This window comes from Micromonospora sp. NPDC047762, assembly GCF_043204655.1.
GTDB lineage: Bacteria > Actinomycetota > Actinomycetes > Mycobacteriales > Micromonosporaceae > Micromonospora.
Genome location: NZ_JBIDCQ010000013.1, coordinates 67,962 through 89,990, shown reverse-complemented (window position 1 = coordinate 89,990; position 22,029 = coordinate 67,962). Strand labels below are relative to the sequence as shown.

Here is a 22,029-nt window from a genome sequence, read left to right as displayed (position 1 = left end):
CCGGCGCGCGCCCGCCCGCCCCGCCGGGAAGGATCTTCCATGGCAGTCTCCGAGACGGTCGCCGCCACACCGCCGGCCGCGACCCCCACCCCGCCCGCGCCCAGCCGCAGACGCCGCGGCCGCAACGCGGCGTACTGGCTCTACCTGCTCCCCGGAGCGGCGCTCTTTCTCCTGGTCATCGGCGCGCCGTTGGTCGGCACCCTCTACCTGTCGCTGACCAAGTGGTCCGGCGTCGGCGACCCCCGGTGGGTCGGCCTGGACAACTACCGGCAGTTGCTGCAGGACGACGTGTTCTGGGCGTCGTTCCGCAACACCGTCTGGATGCTCGTCGCGATGGTGGTGGTGCCCACTGTGCTGGGGCTGCTACTCGCCGCGGTGCTCTTCGACGTCGTCGGCCGCCGGTTCAAGCCCCGCACCGCCGCCGCGCTGCGGGCCGCGTTCTACCTCCCGCAGGTGCTGCCCGTCGTGGTGGCCGGCATCGTCTGGGGCTGGATCCTGCGCCCCGACGGCGCGTTCAACAGCCTGCTCGACGTGGTCGGTCTCGGCGCGTTACGTCATGACTGGCTCGGCGACCCGGGCACCGCCCTGCCGGCCGTGATGGCCGTGATGATCTGGGTGCAGATCGGCTACCCGGTGGTCGTCTTCATGGCGGCGTTGCAGCGGGTCGACCCCGAGCTGTACGAGGCGGCCGAGGTCGACGGCGCGAACTGGCTGCACCGGTTCCGGGCGATCACCCTTCCGCAGATCCGGCCGGAGACCTTCGTGGTGGCCCTGACCTGCACCATCGCCGCGTTGAAGGTGTTCGGGCCGATCTTCGCGCTGACCCGGGGTGGTCCGGACAACGCGACGAACGTGCCGAGCTACTTCGCCTACTACACGTTCTTCAAGAAGCTGCAGGTCGGCTACGGCTCCGCGATCTCCACGGTGCTGACACTGATCATCGTGGTGGTGGCCGGGGTCTTCATCTGGATGCAGGCCCGCAGCGAGCGCCGGGACCGGGGGTTCTGACATGGCCGTCACGCTCACACCGAGCCCCGCGCCGGTGACGCCGGCCCGGCCCGTACGCGATCGACACCACCGTGGTGTCAGCCGCTGGGTGGTGCTCGCCCTGGTTACCCTCGGCGCGCTCGTCATGCTGGTGCCGTTCGCGTTCATGCTGCTCAACGCGTTCAAGTCGCCCGGCGACTACTCGTCGGGCGGCCCGCTGAGCTGGCCGACGGAGTTCTACACCAAGGGTCTGCGCACGTACTGGACCGCTGTCAACTTCCCGCTGAAGTTCTGGAACTCGGCGGTCATCGCCGGCTCGGTGGCAGTGCTCGGCGTCGCCGTGTCACTGCTCAACGCGTACGCGCTGGGCATCGGCCGGGTCCGGGGCCGGCTGTGGATCGTGGGTCTCTTCCTGCTGGCCAACATGCTGCCGCAGGAGGCGCTGATCTACCCGCTGTACTACGCGGCGAAGCAGGTCGGCCTCTACAACACCCAGCTCTCGGTGATCATCATCTTCACCGTGATCCAGAGCGCGTTCGGCACGTACCTGCTCGCCTCGGTGATGGGCACGTTCCCGCGCTCGCTGCTGGAGGCCGCCGCGCTGGACGGCGCCGGCAAGTGGACCGTGCTGTGGCGGGTGGTCTTCCCCAACCTGCGGCCCACCCTCGCGGTGCTGCTCATCTTCTTCTTCATCTGGACGTGGAACGAGTTCCTCATCCCGCTGGTCATGCTGATCGACAACCGGACGCAGACCATTCCGGTCGCGCTCGCGTCGTTGCAGGGCGACCGGCTGATGGACGCCCCGACCACCAACGCCGGCGCGCTGATCAGCCTGGTGCCGGCCATCCTCTTCTTCCTCATCTTCCAGCGCACTCTGGCGCGCGGCATCACGGCAGGAGCCGAGAAGTGAAGTTCACCGACGGGTACTGGCAGCTGCGCCCCGGCGTCAGCGTCCTGCGCCCCGGCATCGTGGAGTCGGTCGAGCCGGACGAGCGCGGCTTCACCGTCTTCGCACCGACCGGTCAGATCACCGGCCGCGGCGACACCCTCAACCGCCCGCTGGTCACCGTCCGGTTCTTCTCCCCCGCCCCCGGTGTCATCGGCGTGACCATCGCCCACCACACCGGAGGGCTGCCCCGCGAGCCGCACTTCGGGCTGAGCACCGACGACACGCACCCGGTCACCGTCGACGTCACCGGGCTCAGCGCGACACTGACCACCGGCGAGCTGACCGCGCGGGTCGCGCTCATCGACGGGTGGCGGGTCGACTTCCTGCACGGCGACCGGCTGGTCACCGCGTCCACCGCACGCAGCATCGGCGTCGTCACCGACGCCGAGGGCCGCCGGCACGTACACGAACGGCTCGCCCTCGGTGTCGGCGAGACGGTGTACGGGTTGGGCGAGCGCTTCGGCCCGTTCGTGAAGAACGGGCAGACCGTCGACATCTGGAACGCCGACGGGGGCACCGCCAGCGAGCAGGCGTACAAGAACGTGCCGTTCTACCTGAGCAGCGCCGGCTACGGGGTCTTCGTCGACCACCCGGAGCACGTGTCGTTCGAGGTCGGCTCCGAGGTCGTCGCTCAGACCCAGTTCAGCGTCGAGGGCCAGTCGCTCACCTACTACGTCATCGACGGACCCCACCCGAAGGACGTGCTGCGCCGCTACACCGCCCTCACCGGTCGTCCGGCCCGGATCCCCGCCTGGTCGTACGGCCTCTGGTTGTCGACCTCGTTCACCACCTCGTACGACGAGAAGACGGTGACCGAGTTCGTCGACGGGATGGCCGAGCGGGGGCTGCCGCTGTCGGTGTTCCACTTCGACTGTTTCTGGATGCGTCAGTTCCACTGGGTCGACTTCATCTGGGACCCGGCGACCTTCGGAGACCCGGAGGGGATGCTGCGCCGGCTGCACGAGCGCGACCTGAAGGTGTGCGTCTGGATCAACCCGTACATCGCGCAGCGCTCCTACCTCTTCGAGGAGGGCCGCGAGGCCGGTTACCTGGTCCGCAACCCGGACGGTTCGGTCTGGCAGTGGGACAAGTGGCAGGCTGGCATGGCGCTCGTCGACTTCACCAACCCGGACGCGGTCCGCTGGTTCACCGGCAAACTCAAGGCCCTGCTGGACATGGGCGTCGACTGCTTCAAGACCGACTTCGGTGAGCGCATCCCGACCGACGTGGTGTGGCACGACGGCTCGGACCCGCAGCGGATGCACAACTACTACTCGTACCTCTACAACAAGGCCGTCTTCGAGCTGCTGGAGACCGAACGCGGCGAGGGCGAGGCGGTGCTGTTCGCCCGCTCGGCCACCGCCGGCGGGCAGCAGTTCCCCGTGCACTGGGGCGGCGACTGCGAGTCGACGTTCGTCGCGATGGCCGAGTCGCTGCGCGGCGGGCTGTCCCTGGCGGCCTCCGGCTTCGGCTACTGGAGCCACGACATCGGCGGCTTCGAGGGCACTCCCGACCCGGCGGTGTTCAAGCGGTGGGTCGCCTTCGGGCTGCTCTCCTCTCACTCCCGGCTGCACGGGTCCGGCTCGTACCGGGTGCCGTGGGCGTACGACGAGGAGTCCGTGGACGTGCTGCGGCACTTCACCCACCTCAAGCTCGGCCTGATGCCGTACCTGGCGGCCGCCGCTCAGGAGGCGCACCGCGACGGGACGCCGGTGATGCGCCCGATGTTCCTGGAGTTCCCGGACGACCCGGCGACGACACACCTGGACCGGCAGTACATGCTCGGCCCGGACGTGCTGGTCGCCCCGGTGCTCAGCGCCGACGGCGACGTCACGTACTACGTACCCGCCGGCACCTGGACGCACCTGGTCACCGGCGCGCAGGTCACCGGCCCGGCCTGGCTGACCGAGAAGCACTGCTTCGACAGCCTGCCGGTGCTGGCCCGACCGGGCGCGGTCATCCCGTTCGGCTCGCGCACCGACCGACCGGACTACGAGTGGGCCGACGATGTGCGGCTGCGGGTGTACGCACCGGCCGAGGGGCAGCGGACCCGGGTACGGGTACCGTCACCCGGCAACGGGCCGGGCGCCGAGTTCGACGTGCGCTACGAGGGTGGGACGGTCAGCGCCGAACTGGTGGCCGGCACCTCGACGGGCTACATCTGCGAGATCCAGGGGACGGAACGATGACGCAACACCACTTCCCGGAGAGCTTCGTCTGGGGCTCGGCGACGGCCGCGTACCAGATCGAGGGCGCGGCGACCGAGGACGGGCGCGGACCGTCCATCTGGGACACCTACAGCCACACACCGGGTCGGACTCTCAACGGGGACACCGGTGACGTGGCCGCCGACCACTACCACCGGTGGGCCGACGACCTCGGGCACATCGCCGACCTGGGGCTCGGTGCGTACCGGTTCTCCATCTCCTGGCCCCGGGTGCAGCCGGGCGGCTCGGGCCGGTTCAACCAGGCCGGCATCGACTTCTACTCGCGGCTGGTGGACGGGCTGCTGGAGCGGGGTGTCCGCCCGGTCGCCACCATGTACCACTGGGACCTGCCGCAGGAGTTGGAGGACGCCGGCGGGTGGGCGGCGCGGGAGACCGCGTTGCGCTTCCAGGAGTACGCGGCGGGCATCGTCGGTGCGTTGGGCGACCGGGTGCACACCTGGACGACGCTCAACGAGCCGTGGTGCTCCGCGTACCTGGGCTACGCCTCCGGCGTGCACGCGCCGGGTCGGACCGAGCCGGCGGCGGCGCTGGCCGCGGTGCACCACCTCAACCTCGCGCACGGCCTGGCCGGTCGGGTGGTCCGGGAGCTGGCCCCCTCCGCCGAGCTGTCGGTGACCCTGAACCTGCACGTCATCCGGGGGGCGTCCGACTCGGCCGCCGACCAGGACGCGGTCCGGCGGATCGACGCCCTGGCCAACCGGGCGTTCCTCGGCCCGATGCTGGACGGGGAGTACCCGGCCGACCTGCTGGCCGACACCGCTTCCGTCACCGACTGGTCGTTCGTGCGCGAGGGCGACGAGAAGCTGATCGCGGTGCCGCTGGACGTGCTCGGGGTCAACTACTACTCCAGCACCCTGGTCCGGGCGTGGGACGGGGTGTCGGCCCGCTCCGACGCCGACGGGCACGGCGCGTCGACCTCGACGCCGTGGGTCGCCGCGGAGAACGTCGACTTCCTGCCGCAGCCCGGCCCGTACACGGCGATGGGTTGGAACATCGACCCGCCGGCGCTGACCGAGCTGCTGCTGCGCCTGCAGCGCGAATACCCCAACCAGCCCATGATGATCACCGAGAACGGCGCGGCGTTCGACGATGTGGTGTCGGCCGACGGCCGGATCCACGACGAGCGGCGGATCGACTACCTGCGTCGGCACATCGGCGCGATGGCCGACGCCCGCGCGCAGGGCGCGGACGTGCGCGGCTACTTCGTCTGGTCGTTGCTGGACAACTTCGAGTGGGGCTACGGCTACGACCGTCGCTTCGGCATCATCCGGGTCGACTACGACACCCAGGTACGCACCTGGAAGGACAGCGCCCACTGGTACCAGCGTCTCGCCGCCACCGGCGAGCTGGACCAGGCGGCGGAGTAGGCACCGCCGGGCAGCCCCGCAAGGAGGCTGCCCGGCAACCCGCCCACCCTTACGCGATCTTGCACTTTCTGCACCGACATGCCGGGCATCCCACGCGTATCGGCGACAGAAACTGCAAGATCGGCGCGGTCCTAGACCCCGACGCGCTGCGGCGGGACGGTGAGCCCGTACATCTCCATCAGCTCCGGAGTGTCGACCCGGCTGCCGTCGGCCACCGAGTCGCAGGCGATGTCGACGATCTGGTCCTTGTGCGCCAACAGGTACGGCCGAGCGCCGACGTCGGCGCTGGCCAGGGTCGCGATGCCGGGCCAGTGCCGGCGGCCGAAGAGCATCGGGTAGCCGCGCAGACCGTCGTAGGTGGCACAGACCAGCACGTCCGGGTACGGCAGCGCGGCCACCCGGCTGACCGCCTCGGCGGTCAGGCCCGGCATGTCGACCGGCACCACCACCACCGCCTCGATCCCCACGTCGTCCATGGCGGCCAGGCCGGCCCGGATGGACGAGCCGACCCCGGTGCCCCACGCCTTGTTGATCACAACGGTCGCCTTGCCCAGGTCGGCGGTCTCCTGGACCTGCTCGGCGGCAGCGCCCAGGACGACCACGATCTGCTCGCAGCCCGCCTCGGTCATCGTGTCGATCATCTGATTCACCAGCGGCTTGTCGCCCTGGTGCAGCAGCGCCTCGGGACCACCGATCCGTCGTCCCCCGCCTGCGGCGATGATCATTCCTGCGATCCCGTTCAGCTGCGCCCCCCTCAAGCATGGGAGCGACCGCGACCGATCCGCCCCCTCCTACGGACACTGCAACGAGGAGCGCCAGTCAGGGGTGGCGGGGCGAAAAGGAGAAATAGCACAACCGTTATACACCGGACCGCAGCCGCTCCGCCCCGCTGCCACCCCTGACGGGCGCCGTTGATCAAGTGATGACAAGTAGGCCGAGAGGGCTCCTGGAACCTCCTTCCCGTCACTTGATCATGGCGCGAGCACGGGTCAGGCCGCGTCGGCGTAGCAGTCGACGATGGACAGGTCCAGTGGGAACCGGACCGGCGTCGCACCGAAGAGCAGCGCGGAGGCTCGCTCGCCCGACCGATTGACAGCCTCGGCGACCGCGTCCGCCTGATCGGCCGGCGCGTGCACGACCACCTCGTCGTGCTGGAAGAAGACCAGCTCGGCGTCGGTGCCGGACAGCTCCGTCCGCAGCGTGGCCAGCAAGGTGGAGGCCCACTCCGCCGCCGTGGCCTGGATGACGAAGTTGCGGGTGAAACGCCCCCGGGACCGGGCGGCACGCGCCCGCGGACTGTGCGGATCACCCGCCCGCTCCGGGTCGGCGGGCTCGTCGTCGAGATCACCGAACCCGACCGAGCCGGGCGGACACGTCCGCCCCAGCCACGACCGCACCAGCCCACCCGTCTCACCGGTACGCGCCGCCGCCTCGACGTAACCGAACGCCGTCGGGTAGCTGCGCTTCAGCACCGCCAACGCGGGCACCGCGGCCCCGCCGGTCTGCCCGTACATCGCGCCGAGCAGGGCCACCTTGGCCTTGGCCCGGTCACCGCCGAACGAGTCCCGGGCCAGGGCCGCGTAGAGGTCGCCGGCACCGCCCGCCGCCGCCAACCGCGCGTCGCCGGAGACCGCGGCCAGCACCCGGGGCTCCAACTGGCCGGCGTCGGCGACCACCAACCGCCAGCCCGGATCGGCCACCACCGCCCGTCGGATCACCTTGGGAATCTGCAACGCGCCACCGCCCCGGGTGGCCCACCGGCCGGAGACGACACCAGCCGGCACGTACTCCGGTTGGAACCGGCCGCCCCGGGCCCACTGATCGAGCCAGGACCAGCCGTGCGCCGTCCAGATCCGGTACAGCTCCTTGTATTCCAGCACCAGCGGCACCGCCGGATGGTCCACCCCGCGCAGCACCCAGGCCCGGGTGTTGGGCAGCTCCACCCCGGCCCGGGCGAACGCCTTCAGCAGCTCCGCCGGGGAGTCGGTGTGCAGGCCGCGTACGCCGAGCGCGTCGGCGATCCGGGCGGCCAGCTCGGCGAGTCGGCGTGGCGGACCACCGACCGGGGACGCCTCGCCGAGCAGCTCGTGCAGGATCTCGTTGTGCACGTCGGCCCGCCAGGGCAGCCCGGCGACACCCATCTCCGCCGCGATCAGCGCGCCGGCCGACTCCGCGGCCACCAGCAACCGGAACCGGCCGGGGTGCTCGGTCGCGGCGACGCGGGTGAGCTGGTCGGCGTACACCTGGGTCAGTGCCTCGATGCCCGGGCCCGGCGGACCGGGCAGGGTGTCGAAGAGCGCGCCCTGCCCGTGCCCGGGTGGTGCTGCGGCGCGCGGCGGCGGGTCGGGCGGCACCGCCGCGCCGGTCAGCCGGGCCCAGGCGGCGGCCAGCGAGCGGGGCTCACCCCAACGGCCCACGTGCCCGAGCAGCAACGCCTCGGTCAACTCCACGTCGTGACACCGATCGACCCGGACGCCGGCGCGCAGCAGCGTCGGGTAGAGCGCCGTGGCGGTCGACCAGACCCAGCGCGGGTGCTCGGCGGCCTCGCGGGCGGCGACCGCGGCGACCAGATCGGTGACGACCTCGGGTCGGCCGGTCGGCCGGCCGGTGGCGTCCAGCGGGCACAGCACTCCCCCACCCCGCTCGTCGGACACCACCGCCACCAGCACGAACGTGATTCTGCCTCTCCCGTCCGACAGGAACGGAGGCGCACCTCACCGTCGTCGGGCCGGTGGGCTGTCGGGGCCGGTCGGTAGCGTGATCGGGTGCCTCCCCAGATCCCGCATCCCGATCCTGGCACCCCCGACGCCCGCGGTCCGATGCGCTACCTCTGGTGGCTCGTCCGCTGCCAACCCTGGCGGGTGCTGCGCGGCAGCCTGATCGGCACGGCCTGGATGATCGGGCTCTCGGCCCGGCCCTACCTGATCGCCCGCGCCGTCGACGACGGGCTGCGCGAACGCGACAGCCAGGCCCTGGCGCTCTGGGTAGCGGCGATCGTCGTCGCGGGCGTGGCCCTGTCCTACCTGGGCATCATGCGGCACCGCACGATGACCTTCATCCGGGAGGACGCCAAGGCCCGCTCGGCGGAGGTTCTGCTGCGCCACCTGTCCCGCATCGGCGCGGTGCTGCCCCGGCGGGTCGGCGCGGGTGAGGTGTCCACCATCGGCGGCTCCGACATCGACTGGACGGCGCAGGTGCTGACGCTGACCGGGCCCGGCGTCGGCGCTGTCATCGCGTACGGGGTGATCGCCGTGGTGCTCTGGTCGGTCTCCCCGATGCTCGCGCTCTGCGTGCTGGTGGGGGTGCCGTTGGTCGGCCTGATCGTGGGGCCGCTGCTGCGCCGCCTGGAGCAGGTCGAATCGGTCTACCGCCGGCAACAGGGCGCGCTCACCGCCCGATCCGGTGACATCGTCGCCGGGCTGCGGGTGCTCGCCGGGGTGGGCGGCCGGGACCTGTTCGCCCGGCGGTACGCGGCCCGGTCCCAGGAGCTACGCGCCGAGGGCTACCGGGTCGGCGCGGTCAACAGCTGGATCGACGCGGCGACCGTCGCCATCCCCGGGTTGTTCCTGGCGGCGGTGGTGTGGCTGACGGCCCGGATGGCGGTGACCGGCGACGTCACGATCGGCGAGCTGGTCGCCGTCTACGGCTACGTGGCGACCCTGATCGTGCCGGTCTGGTTTCTGCTGGAGGGCAGCTACCAGCTCATTCGCGGCCGGGTCGCCGCCCGACGGATCGCCGACCTGCTCAACGTGACACCCGACGACGTCGGTGGTCCGGGCCGCCGGTGGCCGGGTGCCGTGCCCGAGGCACGCCGGCCGGACGACCTGGCCGGGCCGGACGACCCGGCCGACCTGCACGACCCGGTGACCGGCCTGACCGTGCGCGCCGGCCACCTGACCGGGGTGGCGGTGGACGACCCGGCGGCGGCCGTGGCGTTGGCCGACCGGCTCGGCCGGTACGTGGCCAGCGACGTCACCTGGGGCGGCGTGCCGCTGCGCGAGGTCGCCCTGGACGAGGTCCGCGCGCGGATCCTCGTCGCCGACCACGACTCCTACCTCTTCGCCGGCACCCTGCGCGACATCCTGCGAGCCGGGGCCGACGACGATGACGAACGGATCGGCGCGGCCCTGCGGACCGCGTCGGCGCAGGATGTCGTCGACGCCCTGCCCGCCGGGCTGGACACCCCGATCGACGCCCGAGGGCGGACGCTCTCCGGCGGTCAACGCCAACGGCTGCGCCTGGCCCGGGCGTTGAGCAGCGAACCGGAGGTGCTGATCCTCGTCGACCCGACGTCGGCGGTGGACGCGCACACCGAGGCGCGGATCGCCGAGCGGCTGCGGGCCGCGCGGGCCGGGCGGGCCGGGCGGACCACAGTGGTGATCGCCACGTCGCCGCTGCTGCTCGGCCGGGCCGACGTGGTCGCGCTTCTGAGCGCCGGCCGGGTCACCGCCACCGGCAGCCACGCCGACCTGCTCGACGACGACCCGGCCTACCGGCACCTGGTGGCCCGCGGCAGCGAGGAGGCGTACCGGTGAGCCGGCTGCCGGTCGCCGACCGTGGCACCGTACGCCGCGCCCTACGGGACATGATCAGCCGGCACCGGCGCGCCGTCGGGGTCGTGCTGGCGCTGCACAGCGCCGCCGCGGTCGCCGGGCTCGCCCCGCCGTGGCTGCTGGGCACCATCGTCGACCGGGTCACCGCGGGCGCGGGCGTGGCGACAGTGGACCGGCTGGCACTGGCCATCGCCGGCTGCGTCGCGGTCAGCGCCCTGCTCTCCCGGTACGCCCAGTACGCCGGCCACCGCTTCGGCGAACGGGCCGTCGCCGAGCTACGCGAGGAGTTCGTCTCCCGGACTCTCGGGCTGCCCGTCTCGGTCGTCGAACGTGCCGGCTCCGGGGACCTGGCCACCCGCAGCTCGGTCGACGTGTCGACGGTCGGCACCACCGTCCGGGACGTGGTGCCCACGATGGTCATCGCCACGGTGCAGCTGACGTTGCTGTTCGGGGCCGTCTTCCTGCTGCACCCGCTGCTCGGGTTGGCCGCGCTGGCCGGGCTCCCGTCGATCGTGGCGGTGACCCGCTGGTACCTGCGCCGGGCCAGCTCCGCGTACCTCACCGAGGGCGCGGCGGCGGCCGAGCTGACCGAGACGCTGACCACCACCGCCGAGGGCGCGCGCACCGTGGAGGCGCTGCGGCTGGCCGACGACCGGATCCGACACGGCACCACCCGCGTCACAGCGGTGTGGCGGGCCCGTCGGGCGACCCTCGCGCTGCGTACCGTGTTCTTCTCGGTCGTCGAGGCCAGCTATCCGCTGCCGGTCGCCATGGTCCTGCTCGTCGGGGGCTACCTGCTCTCCCGGGACATGGTGTCGCTCGGCGCGGTCGTCGCCGCCGCGCTCTACCTGCAACAGGCGATCGACCCGTTGGACCGGCTGTTGCAGTGGACCGAGCAGGCGCAACGCGGCTTCGCGTCGTACGCGCGACTGCTCGGCGTGGGCATGGTCCCGCCGGAAGCACCCGGCACGAACGCCACGTCACGGGGTGAGCGGCTGGTGGTCAGTGGCGCCCGGTTCTCCTACTCCGACGGGCCGGACGTGCTGCACGGCATCGACCTGGAGGTGCAGCCCGGTGAGCGGCTGGCCGTCGTCGGCCCGTCCGGCGCCGGCAAGTCCACCCTGGCCCGGCTGCTGGCCGGGATCGACGCGCCACGCCACGGCGTCGTCACCATCGGCGGCTGCCCGATCACCGACCTCGACCCGGCCGAGCGACGCCGCCGGATCGCCCTGGTCACCCAGGAGCACCACGTCTTCATCGGCTCGGTACGCGACAACCTCTCCTTCGCCGCGCCCGACGCCACCGACGAGGAGATGCGTGACGCGCTGCTCACGGTGGGCGCCGGGTGGTTCGCCGAGCTTCCCGACGACCTGGACACCCAGCTCGGCGACGGGGCCCGTCAACTCGGTGCGGCCGAGGCCCAACAGCTCGCGCTGGCCCGGTTGGTGCTCGCCGACCCGCACACGTTGATCCTGGACGAGGCGACCGCCGCGCTCGACCCGTCCACCGCCCGCCGGACCGAACGCGCGCTGGCCGCCGTACTGGTCGGGCGGACCGTCATCGCGATCGCGCACCGGCTCAACACCGCGCACGACGCCGACCGGGTCGCCGTGCTGGCCGACGGTCGGATCACCGAGATCGGCAGCCACGACGAGCTGGTCGCGGCCGGCGGAGCGTACGCGGCGCTGTGGCGCTCCTGGCACACCCGCGTCGACGAGCGGTGAGGCGTCCTACTTCACCGCTCCGGAGGTGAGGCCGGCCTGGATCTGACGCTGGAAGACCGCGTACACGATGATCATCGGGAGGATGGCGATGGTCAGCGCGGCGAACAGCCCGGACCAGTCCGCCTCGTAGCCGGCGTTCACCGAGATGTCGGCGATGCCCTGGGTGAGCACCCACTTGTCCTTGGCGTTGGAGAGCAGCACCAACGGGAGCTGGTACTGCGCCCACTGGCCGATGATGTTGAAGATCGCCACGCTGATCAGGCCCGGCTTCGCCATCGGCATCATCACCTGGAAGAACAGCCGGGTGTGCGAGCAGCCGTCGATCATCCCCGCCTCGGCCACCGACGACGGCAGCGTCTTGAAGAACGCGGCCAGGAAGAACACGGTGAACGGCAACGAGTACGCCGAGTAGACCAGGATCACGCCGGTGTGGGTGTCGAGCAGCCCGAGGTTCTTCACGACGAAGAAGAGCGGCACCAGGGCCAGGAAGACCGGGAAGGCCAACCCGGAGACGAACAGGTAGTAGACCGCCCGGTTGCCCCAGAACTTGTAGCGGGCCAGCACGTACGCGGCCATCGAGCCGAGCAGCATGGTGAGGAACGTGCTGCACGACACCACGATCACGCTGTTGATGAAGTAACGGCCGACGTGCGCCTTGGTCCAGGCCCGCCCGAAGTTCTCCCACCGCAGCTCGGCCGGGAGCGTCCACGGGCTGCTGAAAATCTCGCTGGTGTTCTTGAACGCGGCCAGGAAGGTCCAGAGGATCGGCACGATGACGATCACCGCCCACACGGCGAGCGCGACGTGCCCCAGGCCGGCGAAGAGCCGTACCTCCGAGCGAGGGTCCTTACGCCCCGGCCCGGCGGGGGCGGACGGGTCACCGGTCTTCGGCGGCAGCGCGGCCGGGGTCGGCGGCAGCGTCGACTGCGGATTCATCAGTACTCCACGCTTTCCCGCTTGGTGAGCCGCAGCGTCAGCGCCGCGAACGTGAGGGTGAGGAAGAACAACGCCACGCCCATCGCCGAGGCGTAGCCGTACTTCGAGTAGACGAACGCGTTGCGGTAGATCTCCATGGCCAGCACGGTGGTGGCGCCGTCCGGGCCGCCACCGTCCACCGAGAGCACCGCCACGATGGCGAACGCGTCGAACGCCGCGATCCCGAGGTACACCCAGGCCACCTGGAGCGTGTCCCACAGCAGCGGCAGGGTGACCCGGAAGAACAGCGTCACCCTCGTCGCCCCGTCCATCTCGGCGGCCTCGTAGATCTCGCCGGGGATGGAGGCCATCCCCGCCGAGAAGAGCACCACGTAGAAGCCGACCGCCTGCCAGACCAGCACCGCGAGGATCGACCAGAGGGCCAGGCTCGGCTTGACCAGGAAGAGGATCGGCTCAATGCCGAACTTCATCAACACGCCGTTGATCAGGCCAGACTCGTTCGGCCGGTACACCATCTGGAACAACACCGCGATGATGGCCACCGCCAGGACCTGGGGGAAGAAGAACACCACCCGGTAGAACTTCGCCCCCCAGACCCCCTGGCGTTGACCACCGCTGCTCTTGCCGCCCACGTTGAGCAGGAAGGAGAAGAACAGTGCGATGGCAATGGTGATCAGCGGCAGGGCAAGCAGCAGTACGCCGTGGTGCTGGACCGCCTTCCAGAAGGCCCCGTCATCGAGCAACCTCTGGTAGTTGTCGAAGCCCACCCACTGCGGGGCGGACAGCCCCCGCCAGTTGGTCATCGAGATCTGGAACGCCTGCGCGTACGGCCAGATCACGAATGTCACGTACAGCGCGACCGGGGCGAACAGGAACCCGATCACGAATGGATACTTGCCGTGCCGCATGACCCTAGCTCCGATCGATCAGCGCTTGAACTTGGTGACGGAGCTGTCCTTCTTGATGGCGTCGGCGCGCTTCTGGATCCGCTCCACGAAGGCGTCGGCGTTGATCCGGCCGAACATCAGCTCGTTGGTGGCGGTACGCGCCTCCGTGTCGAGCTCCTTGTACCAGCCGTCGAAGTACAGGTTGAACACGTCCTGACCGGCCGCCTTGAGCGCGGCCTGCGAGCTGGCCACACCGGGCGGGAAGGAGAAGCCCTCCGACCCGGCGGTGACCACGGTCGGGGCCTTGACCACCTCGGTGAAGCCCTTCGCGCCCGCCTTCGACAGCATCTGACGCATGTACTCCAGGCCACCCTTGGGGTTCTTGCTCTTGGCCGAGACGAAGTAGCCCTCACCGGCGGTGGCGCGCAGCGCGGTGGCTGGCAGCTTGTCCGATGCGGTCAGGCTCGGCACCGGCATGAGCTGGTAGTCGAAGCCGGCCGGGGTGTCCTTCTTCTGCTCGCCCTCCAGCCAGTCACCGCTGGGGTACAGGGCCACCTTGTACTGGTTCTGCCGCAGCTGCACGTCGGTGTGCTTCAGGCCCTCGAAGCTCTTGTCGCTGAACTTCGCCCCGACCTCGGCCCACGCCGCGGCCGCCTGCTTCACGGCGTCCTGCTTCCAGGCGCCGTCCTCCAGGTTGTCGATGTTCTTCAGCACGTCCGTGCCGCCGATCTTGGCGGCCTGGGTGAGGATCACGTTCCACTGGTAGTAGGCCGCGTTCGCACCGGCGTAGCCGTACGGGGTGATGCCCTTGGCCTTGATGTTCGTGAGCAGGGTCATGAACTCTTCCCAGGTCTTCGCCGGCGCCCAGCCATTGTCCTTGAACAGCTTGGCCGAGTACCAGATACCGAAGACCGTGGAGACGTAGTACAGCACGAACGGCTTGCCGTTGAACGAACCCGCCTCGATGGTGCCCGGCACCACCGTGTCGCGGACCTTCTTGGTCGGGTCGTCGACCGACGGCGCGTCCCACAGCTCGGTGAGGTCCTGGAGCTGACCGTCGGCCACGAGCGCGCCGAAGTCCATCAGCTTCTCGCCCGAGTTGTTCACGAACTCCGGCGGGTTGCCGGAGGCGAACCGCGGCTGGAGCACAGTGGAGACGGCCTGGGTGGCCTGGTGCTTGACCTCGGCCTTGGGGAACGCCTTCTTGTACAGCGGCTCGTGCACGTCGGTGGCGTACTTCTCGCCGTAGCCACCGTTGAAGATGACCACCTCGATCGCGGCGTCCTCCTTGACGCCCAGCGGGTTCGCCTCGCTCTTGGTTCCGCCGGCGACCTGCTCGTTGTCACCGTCACTGCCGCTGGTGGCGCAGGCGCCGAGCAGGCCGATGGCCGGAGTGGCGAGCATGCCCACGGCGGCGGCGCGACGCAGCACCGTGCGACGGTCGAGTGCGGCCGGGTGTTCGGGGGTAATCGACATCGTCGTCTCTCCTTGTGAAATTCGGGTCATGCGGTACGCCGGAGACGTCCGGCGTACCGCGACTCGAGGGCGAGGTTGTGCTCGTCCCCGCCGGGGACGTTGGCGGAGAGGTAGATAGGGGGCACCTCTCCGGCCTGGTGGAACCGTCGTACGACCTCCGCGGTCAGCAACTGCGCCAGCAGCGCCGTGGTGACCGAGGAGACCGCACAGACCGCGCCGCCGCCCTCGAGCGGCAGCAGTGCATCGCCGTACGGCGCGCCGTTGTCCAGCACGACGTCGGCGAGGTCGGCGAGCCGGTGCCCGGACGGGTGCCGTGGCGCCACCCGCGCGGTGTGCTCGACCGAGGTGACCGCGATCAACGGGTGACCGCGCTCGGTGACCAGCGCCGCCAGCTCGACGACCGAGCCGTTGATGCCGGACTGGGACGCCACCACGAACACGTCGCGCGGCTGGGGTGCCGCGAGCGCGTAGATCTGGTGGGCGATGGAGGGATCACGTTCCAGCTTGGGGTCGGCGAGCACGTCACGCGGGGCGTCACCGTGCATCACCAGGTCCCGTACCGAGAGCCGGTTGGTGGGGACCAACCCGCCAGCGCGGGCGACCAGCTCGGCGGCGAACGCCTCCGAGTGCCCGGCGCCGAACGCCTGGAGCACGCCGCCGTCGCGCAGGCTGCCGGCGATCAGGTCGGCGGCCCGGGTGATCCCGTCCGCCTCCGAGTCGAGCAGCCGGTCGAGCACCGGGCGGACGGCGTCCGCGTACCCCTGGGCGCTGATCATGAGAGGGCTCCCTTCGCTGCCTTGTGCCCGTCGACGGCCTGCGCTGTCCGCCGGAAGGCCGCGTGCGCGCGGTCGTGCGTGCGTTGGGCGACGGCGATGTAAAGCAGGTCGAGCACCACCAGTTGGGGATGCCGGGCGGAGAGCGCGTCCGGCCGGAAGGTGGTCGCCTGGCTGGCCGTGAGCAGGACGATGTCGGCCAGCTCGGCCAACGGGGAGCGAGGGAAGCCGGTGAGCGCGAGCGTGGTGGCGCCACGGCTGCCCGCCTCGGCGAGCATCTCGATCGTCTCCCGGGTCTGCCCGGTGTGCGAGATGCCGAGCGCCACGTCCCCCGATCGCAGCAACGCGGCGCTGGCCAGCCCCTCGTGCACGTCGTTCCAGGCCCACGCCGCCACACCGATGCGGTGCAGGCTGAACTGCATTTCCTCACCGACCAGGGCGCTGCCGCTGGCACCGAAGATGTTCACCCTGCTGGCGCCGGCGATCGCCACAGCGGCCCGCTCCACCTCGGTGAGGTCGAGCAGGGTGGCGGTGTCGTGCATGGCCCGCGTGTCGGCGGCCATGATCTGGTCGAGCACCCGGGCGAGCGGATCGCTCGGTTGGATCTCGCGTCCGATGTCGACTGTCCAACCGGCAGAGCGGGCCCGGCCGGTCTCGGAGGCGATGCCCAGTCGCAGGTCGGCGTACCCCTCGAAGCCCATCGCCCGGCAGAACCGGGTGATGGTCGCTGGTGAGGTGCCGCTGCGCTCGGCCAGTTCGACGATCGTCGAGCGGGCGGCGGCCTCCGGGTCGCTGAGCACGTGCTCGGCAACCCGGTGCAGAGCACCGGTCAACTCGCCGAGCCCGTTGCGGACCCTGGCCAGCACCCCGTCGGAGGCCGAGGTCCGTCGCTCGATCACGTCGGCGTCGACCACCGCGGTCCCCGCGGCGGTGTCCACCTCGTGATCAACCATGAGACGCCCCTGCTTTCCGAAAAGACTGTTAACTGTTAGTGGTAAAATTTCTTACTGAACGACCGTCTATGTCAAGACCGTGGGCGAAGTTTTCAAACTGTTACCTGGCGCACGGCCCCTCACACCGGCCACAACTTGCCCCGCACGACCCCGCCGACCAGCATGAACAAGCCAGATCGCCGTTCCGCGCAAGGAGACTCGTGCCGATGTCCGACACCGTCGTGGTGGGTCTCGATATCGGCGGCACGTCCACCCGGGCGACCGTCCTCACCCTCACCGGGCAACGCGTCGGCACCGGTCGCGCCGGCGGCGGCAACCCCACCAGTCACGGCGCCGAGCGCGCCGCCGCCGAACTGCTGACCGCGCTGCGCGAAGCGCTCGCCGACGTCGACCCGACGCGGGCCGCCGCCGGCACCATCGGGCTCGCCGGAGCCGGCCGACTGCTCGCCGACCCGGCCGGGCGGGCCGCCTTCGACCAGGCCTGGCACGACGCCGGCCTGCGCTGCCCGTACGAGGTCCACGGCGACGCCCTGGTCGCGTACGCCTCCGGCACCGCCGCCCCGGACGGCACCATCCTCATCGCCGGCACCGGCGCGATCACCGCCCACGTCCACGAGCTGCGGCTCGACCGGATCGCCGACGGCCACGGCTGGCTGCTCGGCGACGCCGGGTCGGGCTTCTGGCTCGGTCGGGAAGCCGTACGCCGACTGCTCGCCGACCTCGACGCCGGCAGTGCGCTGGGCACGCTGACCACCACCGTGCTCACCGAGATTCTGGGCAGCGCCGACATCGCCGCCCGCCCCCGGGACACCGTCGACGCCACCATCCAGACGGTGACCCGTCGACCCCCCGTCGAACTGGCCCGGCTCGCGCCGCTGGTCGTCGACGCCGCCGCCCACGGCGACCCGGTCGCCACCGAACTGATCACCGACGCCGCCGCGCACCTGACCGAGAGCGTGAGCCGCATCCGCCCCGCCGGGGCTGTGACACCGATCGTGCTCGGCGGCGGCCTGCTCACCGCGGACACCCCGCTCGCCGCCGCCGTCCGGGCCGAGATCGCGCGACACTGGCCGGACGCGCCACTGCGCACCGCCGGAGACGGGGCCGCCGCCGCGGCCTGGCTCGCCGCCCGTGGCCTACCCGGGGTGCCCGACCCGGGCGCGCTGCACGCCCGCCTCTTCCCCACCCCCTGAAGCCGACGGCGCCCAGCGCGCCGCCCGTATCGGCACGGCACCCCCCGCCCCGCCTGCCCGCGGCGTACCCCGCGGCGCACTGCGCCCCGCACCCCGCCCGGCCGCCCCGCGCCGCACTACCGCCCCGCACCCCCGCCCGGCCGCCCCGCACCCCGCCCGGCCGCCCCGCACCGCACTGCCGCCCCCGCACCGCACTGCCGCCCCGCACCCCCGCCCGGCAGCGCCGAGCGCCCGGCCCAAGATCGTGCTCGAACCAGGATGTAGTGGCCTCACGCCGCCAGGAGGGGACTACATCCTGGATCGAGCACGATCTTGGGGTCCGCGGTGGCTCCACACATGCGCCGGCACGCCCCAACGCACCTGCACAGCCCCGGCCCGTCGCGACATGGCCAAGATCCGCGCACTTTCGGTGAAACTGCTGCCTCGGCACGGCGTGAGGCAGCAATTTCACCGGAGTTGCGCGGATCTTGGGGCCGGGCCGGGCCGGGATGGGGCCGGCCCGGGATGGGGCGGGTCGGGGTGGGGCGGGTCGGGGTGGGGCCGGTCGGGGTGGGGCGGGTCGGGGTGAACGAGTCGGGTGGAAGGTCGTATCGGCCTGCGGGGGCGGTGATCGGGATCGGACAGCGGTGGCCAGGTCGGTTCTACTTGAGCTGCCCTGCGGTGAGGCCCGCCTGCACCTGCCGCTGGAAGGCCACGTAGACCGCGAGCACCGGGAGCACCGCGATACTCAGTCCGGCGAAGAGCCGGGCGTAGTCGCCGGCGTACCCCTGGCTGACCGACAGCGCGAAGAGCCCCTGCGCCAGCATCCACTTGGACTCGTCGCCCTGCAACAGCACCTGCGGTAGCAGGAACTGGTTCCAGTGGCTGAGGAAGTTGAAGATCGCCACACTGATCAGTCCTGGACGTGCCATGGGCAGCATTACCCGGAAAAAGAGCCGGAAGTGACCGCAGCCGTCGACCAGTGCGGCTTCCGCCACCGAGGTCGGCAGGGTCCGGAAGAACGCGCTCAGGAAGAACACTGTGAACGGCAGCGAGTAGGCCGCGTACACGAGGATCAGCCCGAGCCAGGTGTTGAAGAGGCCGGCGTTGCGGACCACGAAGAAGAGCGGTACCAGGGCGAGGAACACCGGGAACATCAGGCCGCCGACGAACAGGTAGTAGACGACCTGGCGACCGCGGAACTCGTACCGGGCGAAGACGTACGCGGCGGTGGCGCCCATCAGCATGGTGAGGCTGACCGAGCCGGCCACCACCACCAGGCTGTTGAGGAAGTACCGGCCGATGTGCGCGCCGGTCCAGGCCCGCACCCAGTTGTCCAGGTGCAGCGCGCCGGGCAGCCCCCACGGGTCGGCGAGGATCTCACCGTTGGTCTTGAACGAGCTGATGAACATCCACAGCAGTGGCAGCACGGTGAGCAGGCCCCAGAGCAGCAGGAAGCCGTGCGAGAGGGCGTTGGCCACGCCGAGTTCCCGGCGTACCGGGCGGTCTCCGCTGGTGACCGGGGTCGGGGCGGTCGCGGTGGGCTGATCCAGAGTGGTCACGAGTACTCGATCCGTTCGCGCCGGCCGACCCGCAGCGACAGCACGGCCACCGAGAGGGTCAGGAAGAACATCACCACGCCGATCGCCGAGGCGTAGCCGAACTTGGTCTCGCTGCCGAAGGCGGTGTCGTACATGCGTACGCCGATCACGTCGGTGGAGAAGTTCGGCCCGCCGTTGGTCATCAGCTGGACGAGGATGAACCCGTCCAGGGCGAAGATGGCCAGGTAGACCCAAGCGACCTGGACGGTGTCCCAGAGCAGCGGCAGGGTGACCCGGCGCAGGGTGGTGAACCGGGACGCGCCGTCGAGCAGGACGGCCTCGTAGATCTCCTTCGGCACTGCCGACATCGCCGCGCCGAACAGCACCACGTAGAAGCCGACGTTGCTCCAGACCATCACCGCCAGCACGCACCAGAAGGCGGTCGCCGGGTCGCCGAGCCAGGTCGGCGCGGGCAGGCCGAGGCCGTGCAGAGCTGTGGTGAGCAGCCCCTTGTTGGGGTGGTACACCTCCTTCCACAGCAACGCGATGATCACCACGGAGAGCACCTGCGGGAAGAAGTAGACGGTGCGGTAGAGCGCACCGCCGCGTACGCCGGTGACGCCGGCACTGCCCTTGCGCCCGCCCATGGCGAGCATGGTGGCGAAGAACAGCCCGAGCACGATGGTGAGCACCGGCACCAGCCCCAGCAGGATCGCGTTGTTCTTCAGCGCGTTCCACACGTAGTCGTCGTGCCAGAGGGTCTTGAAGTTGGCCAGACCGACCGGGTTGGCGTCTGCCGAGTAGCCGAGCCAGTCGGTGGTGGAGATCTGGAACGCCTGGAGGTACGGCGAGACGACGAAGAACACGTACAGCAGCACCGGTGGCACCAGGAACGTGACGATCAGCGGCCACTTGCCATGTTTCACGAGAGGGACCTCTCCGTTTGGGTACGGCCGGTGGGGGCGGACCTCTCCCCCACCGGCCGGGCGGTCAGGCCGCTCGCTTGTACTTCTTGATCGAACTGTCCTGGGCGATCGAGTCGGCGCCCTTCTGGCACTGTTCGAGGAACTCGGCGGGGCCGATCCGGCCGCTGAAGAACTCACCGCACGCGGCGTCGACGAGGTTGCGCTCCAACTTGCGGTAGAAGCTGTTGTAGACCCAGTTGAAGCCGTTGGCGCCGGACGCGTCGAGCGCCTTCACCACGGTGCTCAGCCCGTACGGCAGCTCGACGCCCTCGGTGGCACCGGCGACCACGGTGAGGCTGGCGACCTTCTTCGTGAAGTCCTGGGCGCCCTTCTTGGAGAGCATGGTCCGGAAGTACTCCAGGCCGCCGGCGACGTTGCGGGCCTTGGCGGGCACCATGAACGGTTCCCCGGCGGTTCCCCGGATCGCCTCGAACGGCAGCTTGTCGCCGCTGCCCAGGCTCGGCGTCGGCGCGATGGTCATGTTGAAACCGGCCGGGGTGACGTCCTTCTGCTCGCTCTCCAGCCAGGATCCGCAGGAGATGAAGGCGGCCTTGCCCTGACACCAGGCGGTCTGCGACTGCTTGTGGTCCAGGCCGGGCGAGCCGTCCAGGATGTACTTGTCCTTGACGATCTGGTGCCAGGCGTCGGCGGCGGCACGCATCGAGTCGGACTTCCAGGCGTTCGGCTCCAGGTTGTCGATGGCGGTCGCCACCGACGGGCCGCCGAACTTGATCGCCGTGGAGATCAGCGGCCAGCTCATGTAGCGCGGGTGCAGGCCGGCGTACGTCCAGGGGGCGATTCCGGCGGCCTTGATCTGCTTGCAGAGCGCGATGTGCTCCTCCCAGGTCTTCGCGTACGACCAGCCGCGGTCGGCGAAGAGCTTGGCGGAGTGCCAGATGCCGTAGGCGGTGTAGGTGTAGTTGAGCACCAGGAACTTGCCGTCGTAGGAGCCGACCTCGACCGCGCCGGGCAGCAGGGTGTCCTTGACCGTCTTGCCGGGGATGTCGAGGCTCGGGGCGGCCAGCAGTTCGTCGAGGCCGGCGAGGGCGTTCTGGCTGACCAGGCCGTTGAAGTCGATCTGGCTGGAGCCGGAGTTGTTGACCACGTCGGGCGGGGTGCCGTCGACGAAGCGCGGCTGGAGGGTCTTGCTGATCTCCTGGGTGGAGGAGTGCTTGATCTTCGCCTTCGGGTACTTCTCGGTGTACATGGCCTCGTGGGCCTTGGCGTACTCCTCACCGAACCCGCCGCCGAAGATCACCACCTCGAGTGGGGCGTCCTCCTTCACGCCGAGCGGGTTCTCGGCGCTCTTGGTGCCCTGGTAGGTCTCGGCATCGTTCTTGTCACCGCCACCGCTGGTGGCGCAGCCGGACAGCAGACCGGCGGCGGGGGTGGCCAGGAGGCCGGCGGCGGCGCTGCGCCGCAGGATGTCACGCCTGTTCATGGGTTCTCCTCGGGTCGGGTCGGGCGGATCGCCGGTCTTGTGGGGGGAGGCGTCCACCGCGCGAGGGGCGGTAGTTC

At 70.7% G+C, this 22,029-nt stretch carries 17 protein-coding genes; 7 read left to right on the top strand and 10 right to left on the bottom strand.

The window, feature by feature from the left end; translation table 11 throughout:
* The first annotated feature begins 39 nt into the window (after positions 1-39).
* Genes ACGF3C_RS30850 through ACGF3C_RS30835 form a run of 4 tightly spaced genes read left to right on the top strand, consistent with a single transcriptional unit; the run spans position 40 to position 5,531 of the window.
* Positions 40-1,008 (top strand): sugar ABC transporter permease, encoded by a 969-nt coding sequence (locus ACGF3C_RS30850; RefSeq protein WP_357223133.1) that lies wholly within the window; start codon positions 40-42, stop codon positions 1,006-1,008.
* A 1-nt stretch (position 1,009) separates the two neighbouring features.
* The gene (locus ACGF3C_RS30845) at positions 1,010-1,897 is read left to right on the top strand and encodes a carbohydrate ABC transporter permease (RefSeq protein ID WP_357223130.1); all 888 of its coding nucleotides are present in this window, start codon (positions 1,010-1,012) and stop codon (positions 1,895-1,897) included.
* Positions 1,894-4,125, top strand: a complete 2,232-nt coding sequence (gene yicI, locus ACGF3C_RS30840; protein WP_357223127.1) for an alpha-xylosidase — start codon at positions 1,894-1,896, stop codon at positions 4,123-4,125. Before ACGF3C_RS30845 ends, yicI begins: the two co-directional genes overlap by 4 nt.
* On the top strand, positions 4,122-5,531 hold the full coding sequence (locus tag ACGF3C_RS30835; RefSeq protein ID WP_393227232.1) for a GH1 family beta-glucosidase: 1,410 nt from the start codon (positions 4,122-4,124) through the stop codon (positions 5,529-5,531). The genes yicI and ACGF3C_RS30835 overlap by 4 nt, the downstream gene beginning before the upstream one ends.
* A gap of 131 nt (positions 5,532-5,662) precedes the next feature.
* Here the strand turns inward: ACGF3C_RS30835 and ACGF3C_RS30830 are convergent, their stop codons facing one another.
* Entirely contained in the window at positions 5,663-6,256 is a 594-nt protein-coding gene (locus ACGF3C_RS30830) for a nucleotidyltransferase family protein (RefSeq protein WP_357223121.1), read from the bottom strand.
* A 264-nt stretch (positions 6,257-6,520) separates the two neighbouring features.
* On the bottom strand, positions 6,521-8,200 hold the full coding sequence (locus tag ACGF3C_RS30825) for a bifunctional 3'-5' exonuclease/DNA polymerase (protein ID WP_393227230.1): 1,680 nt from the start codon (positions 8,198-8,200) through the stop codon (positions 6,521-6,523).
* Positions 8,201-8,350: 150 nt separating this feature from the next.
* Here ACGF3C_RS30825 and ACGF3C_RS30820 point away from each other — a divergent pair, with 150 nt between their 5' ends.
* Both ACGF3C_RS30820 and ACGF3C_RS30815 read left to right on the top strand, forming a co-directional pair.
* On the top strand, positions 8,351-10,066 hold the full coding sequence (locus tag ACGF3C_RS30820) for an ABC transporter ATP-binding protein (protein ID WP_393227318.1): 1,716 nt from the start codon (positions 8,351-8,353) through the stop codon (positions 10,064-10,066).
* 50 nt (positions 10,067-10,116) lie between these two features.
* On the top strand, positions 10,117-11,808 hold the full coding sequence (locus tag ACGF3C_RS30815) for an ABC transporter ATP-binding protein (RefSeq protein WP_393227316.1): 1,692 nt from the start codon (positions 10,117-10,119) through the stop codon (positions 11,806-11,808).
* A 6-nt stretch (positions 11,809-11,814) separates the two neighbouring features.
* Here the strand turns inward: ACGF3C_RS30815 and ACGF3C_RS30810 are convergent, their stop codons facing one another.
* Genes ACGF3C_RS30810 through ACGF3C_RS30790 form a run of 5 tightly spaced genes read right to left on the bottom strand, consistent with a single transcriptional unit; the run spans position 11,815 to position 16,833 of the window.
* Positions 11,815-12,744: a carbohydrate ABC transporter permease gene (locus ACGF3C_RS30810; protein ID WP_354878666.1), complete on the bottom strand. Its 930-nt coding sequence runs from the start codon at positions 12,742-12,744 to the stop codon at positions 11,815-11,817.
* On the bottom strand, positions 12,744-13,652 hold the full coding sequence (locus ACGF3C_RS30805) for a sugar ABC transporter permease (RefSeq protein ID WP_354878663.1): 909 nt from the start codon (positions 13,650-13,652) through the stop codon (positions 12,744-12,746). The genes ACGF3C_RS30810 and ACGF3C_RS30805 overlap by 1 nt, the downstream gene beginning before the upstream one ends.
* A gap of 18 nt (positions 13,653-13,670) precedes the next feature.
* A complete protein-coding gene (gene ngcE, locus ACGF3C_RS30800) occupies positions 13,671-15,107 on the bottom strand; it encodes an N-acetylglucosamine/diacetylchitobiose ABC transporter substrate-binding protein (protein WP_357260452.1) in 1,437 nt (478 codons plus the stop codon).
* Positions 15,108-15,133: 26 nt separating this feature from the next.
* Positions 15,134-15,883 carry a sugar isomerase domain-containing protein gene (locus tag ACGF3C_RS30795; RefSeq protein ID WP_196924320.1) on the bottom strand — a complete coding sequence of 250 codons (750 nt, stop codon included), beginning with the start codon at positions 15,881-15,883 and terminating at the stop codon, positions 15,134-15,136.
* Positions 15,880-16,833, bottom strand: a complete 954-nt coding sequence (locus ACGF3C_RS30790; RefSeq protein WP_357231721.1) for a MurR/RpiR family transcriptional regulator — start codon at positions 16,831-16,833, stop codon at positions 15,880-15,882. The genes ACGF3C_RS30795 and ACGF3C_RS30790 overlap by 4 nt, the downstream gene beginning before the upstream one ends.
* A gap of 206 nt (positions 16,834-17,039) precedes the next feature.
* Here ACGF3C_RS30790 and ACGF3C_RS30785 point away from each other — a divergent pair, with 206 nt between their 5' ends.
* Positions 17,040-18,026, top strand: coding sequence for an N-acetylglucosamine kinase (locus tag ACGF3C_RS30785; protein WP_393227227.1), 987 nt, complete (start codon positions 17,040-17,042; stop codon positions 18,024-18,026).
* Positions 18,027-18,667: 641 nt separating this feature from the next.
* Here ACGF3C_RS30785 and ACGF3C_RS30780 read toward each other — a convergent pair.
* From ACGF3C_RS30780 to ngcE (ACGF3C_RS30770), 3 genes are all read right to left on the bottom strand, one after another.
* Complete coding sequence (locus ACGF3C_RS30780) at positions 18,668-19,567, bottom strand: carbohydrate ABC transporter permease (RefSeq protein ID WP_355009716.1); 900 nt, start codon at positions 19,565-19,567, stop codon at positions 18,668-18,670.
* The gene (locus ACGF3C_RS30775; protein WP_091403945.1) at positions 19,564-20,472 is read right to left on the bottom strand and encodes a carbohydrate ABC transporter permease; all 909 of its coding nucleotides are present in this window, start codon (positions 20,470-20,472) and stop codon (positions 19,564-19,566) included. The genes ACGF3C_RS30780 and ACGF3C_RS30775 overlap by 4 nt, the downstream gene beginning before the upstream one ends.
* A 64-nt stretch (positions 20,473-20,536) precedes the next feature.
* Positions 20,537-21,952 carry an N-acetylglucosamine/diacetylchitobiose ABC transporter substrate-binding protein gene (gene ngcE, locus ACGF3C_RS30770; protein ID WP_357231729.1) on the bottom strand — a complete coding sequence of 472 codons (1,416 nt, stop codon included), beginning with the start codon at positions 21,950-21,952 and terminating at the stop codon, positions 20,537-20,539.
* Between the last annotated feature and the right edge of the window lie 77 nt (positions 21,953-22,029).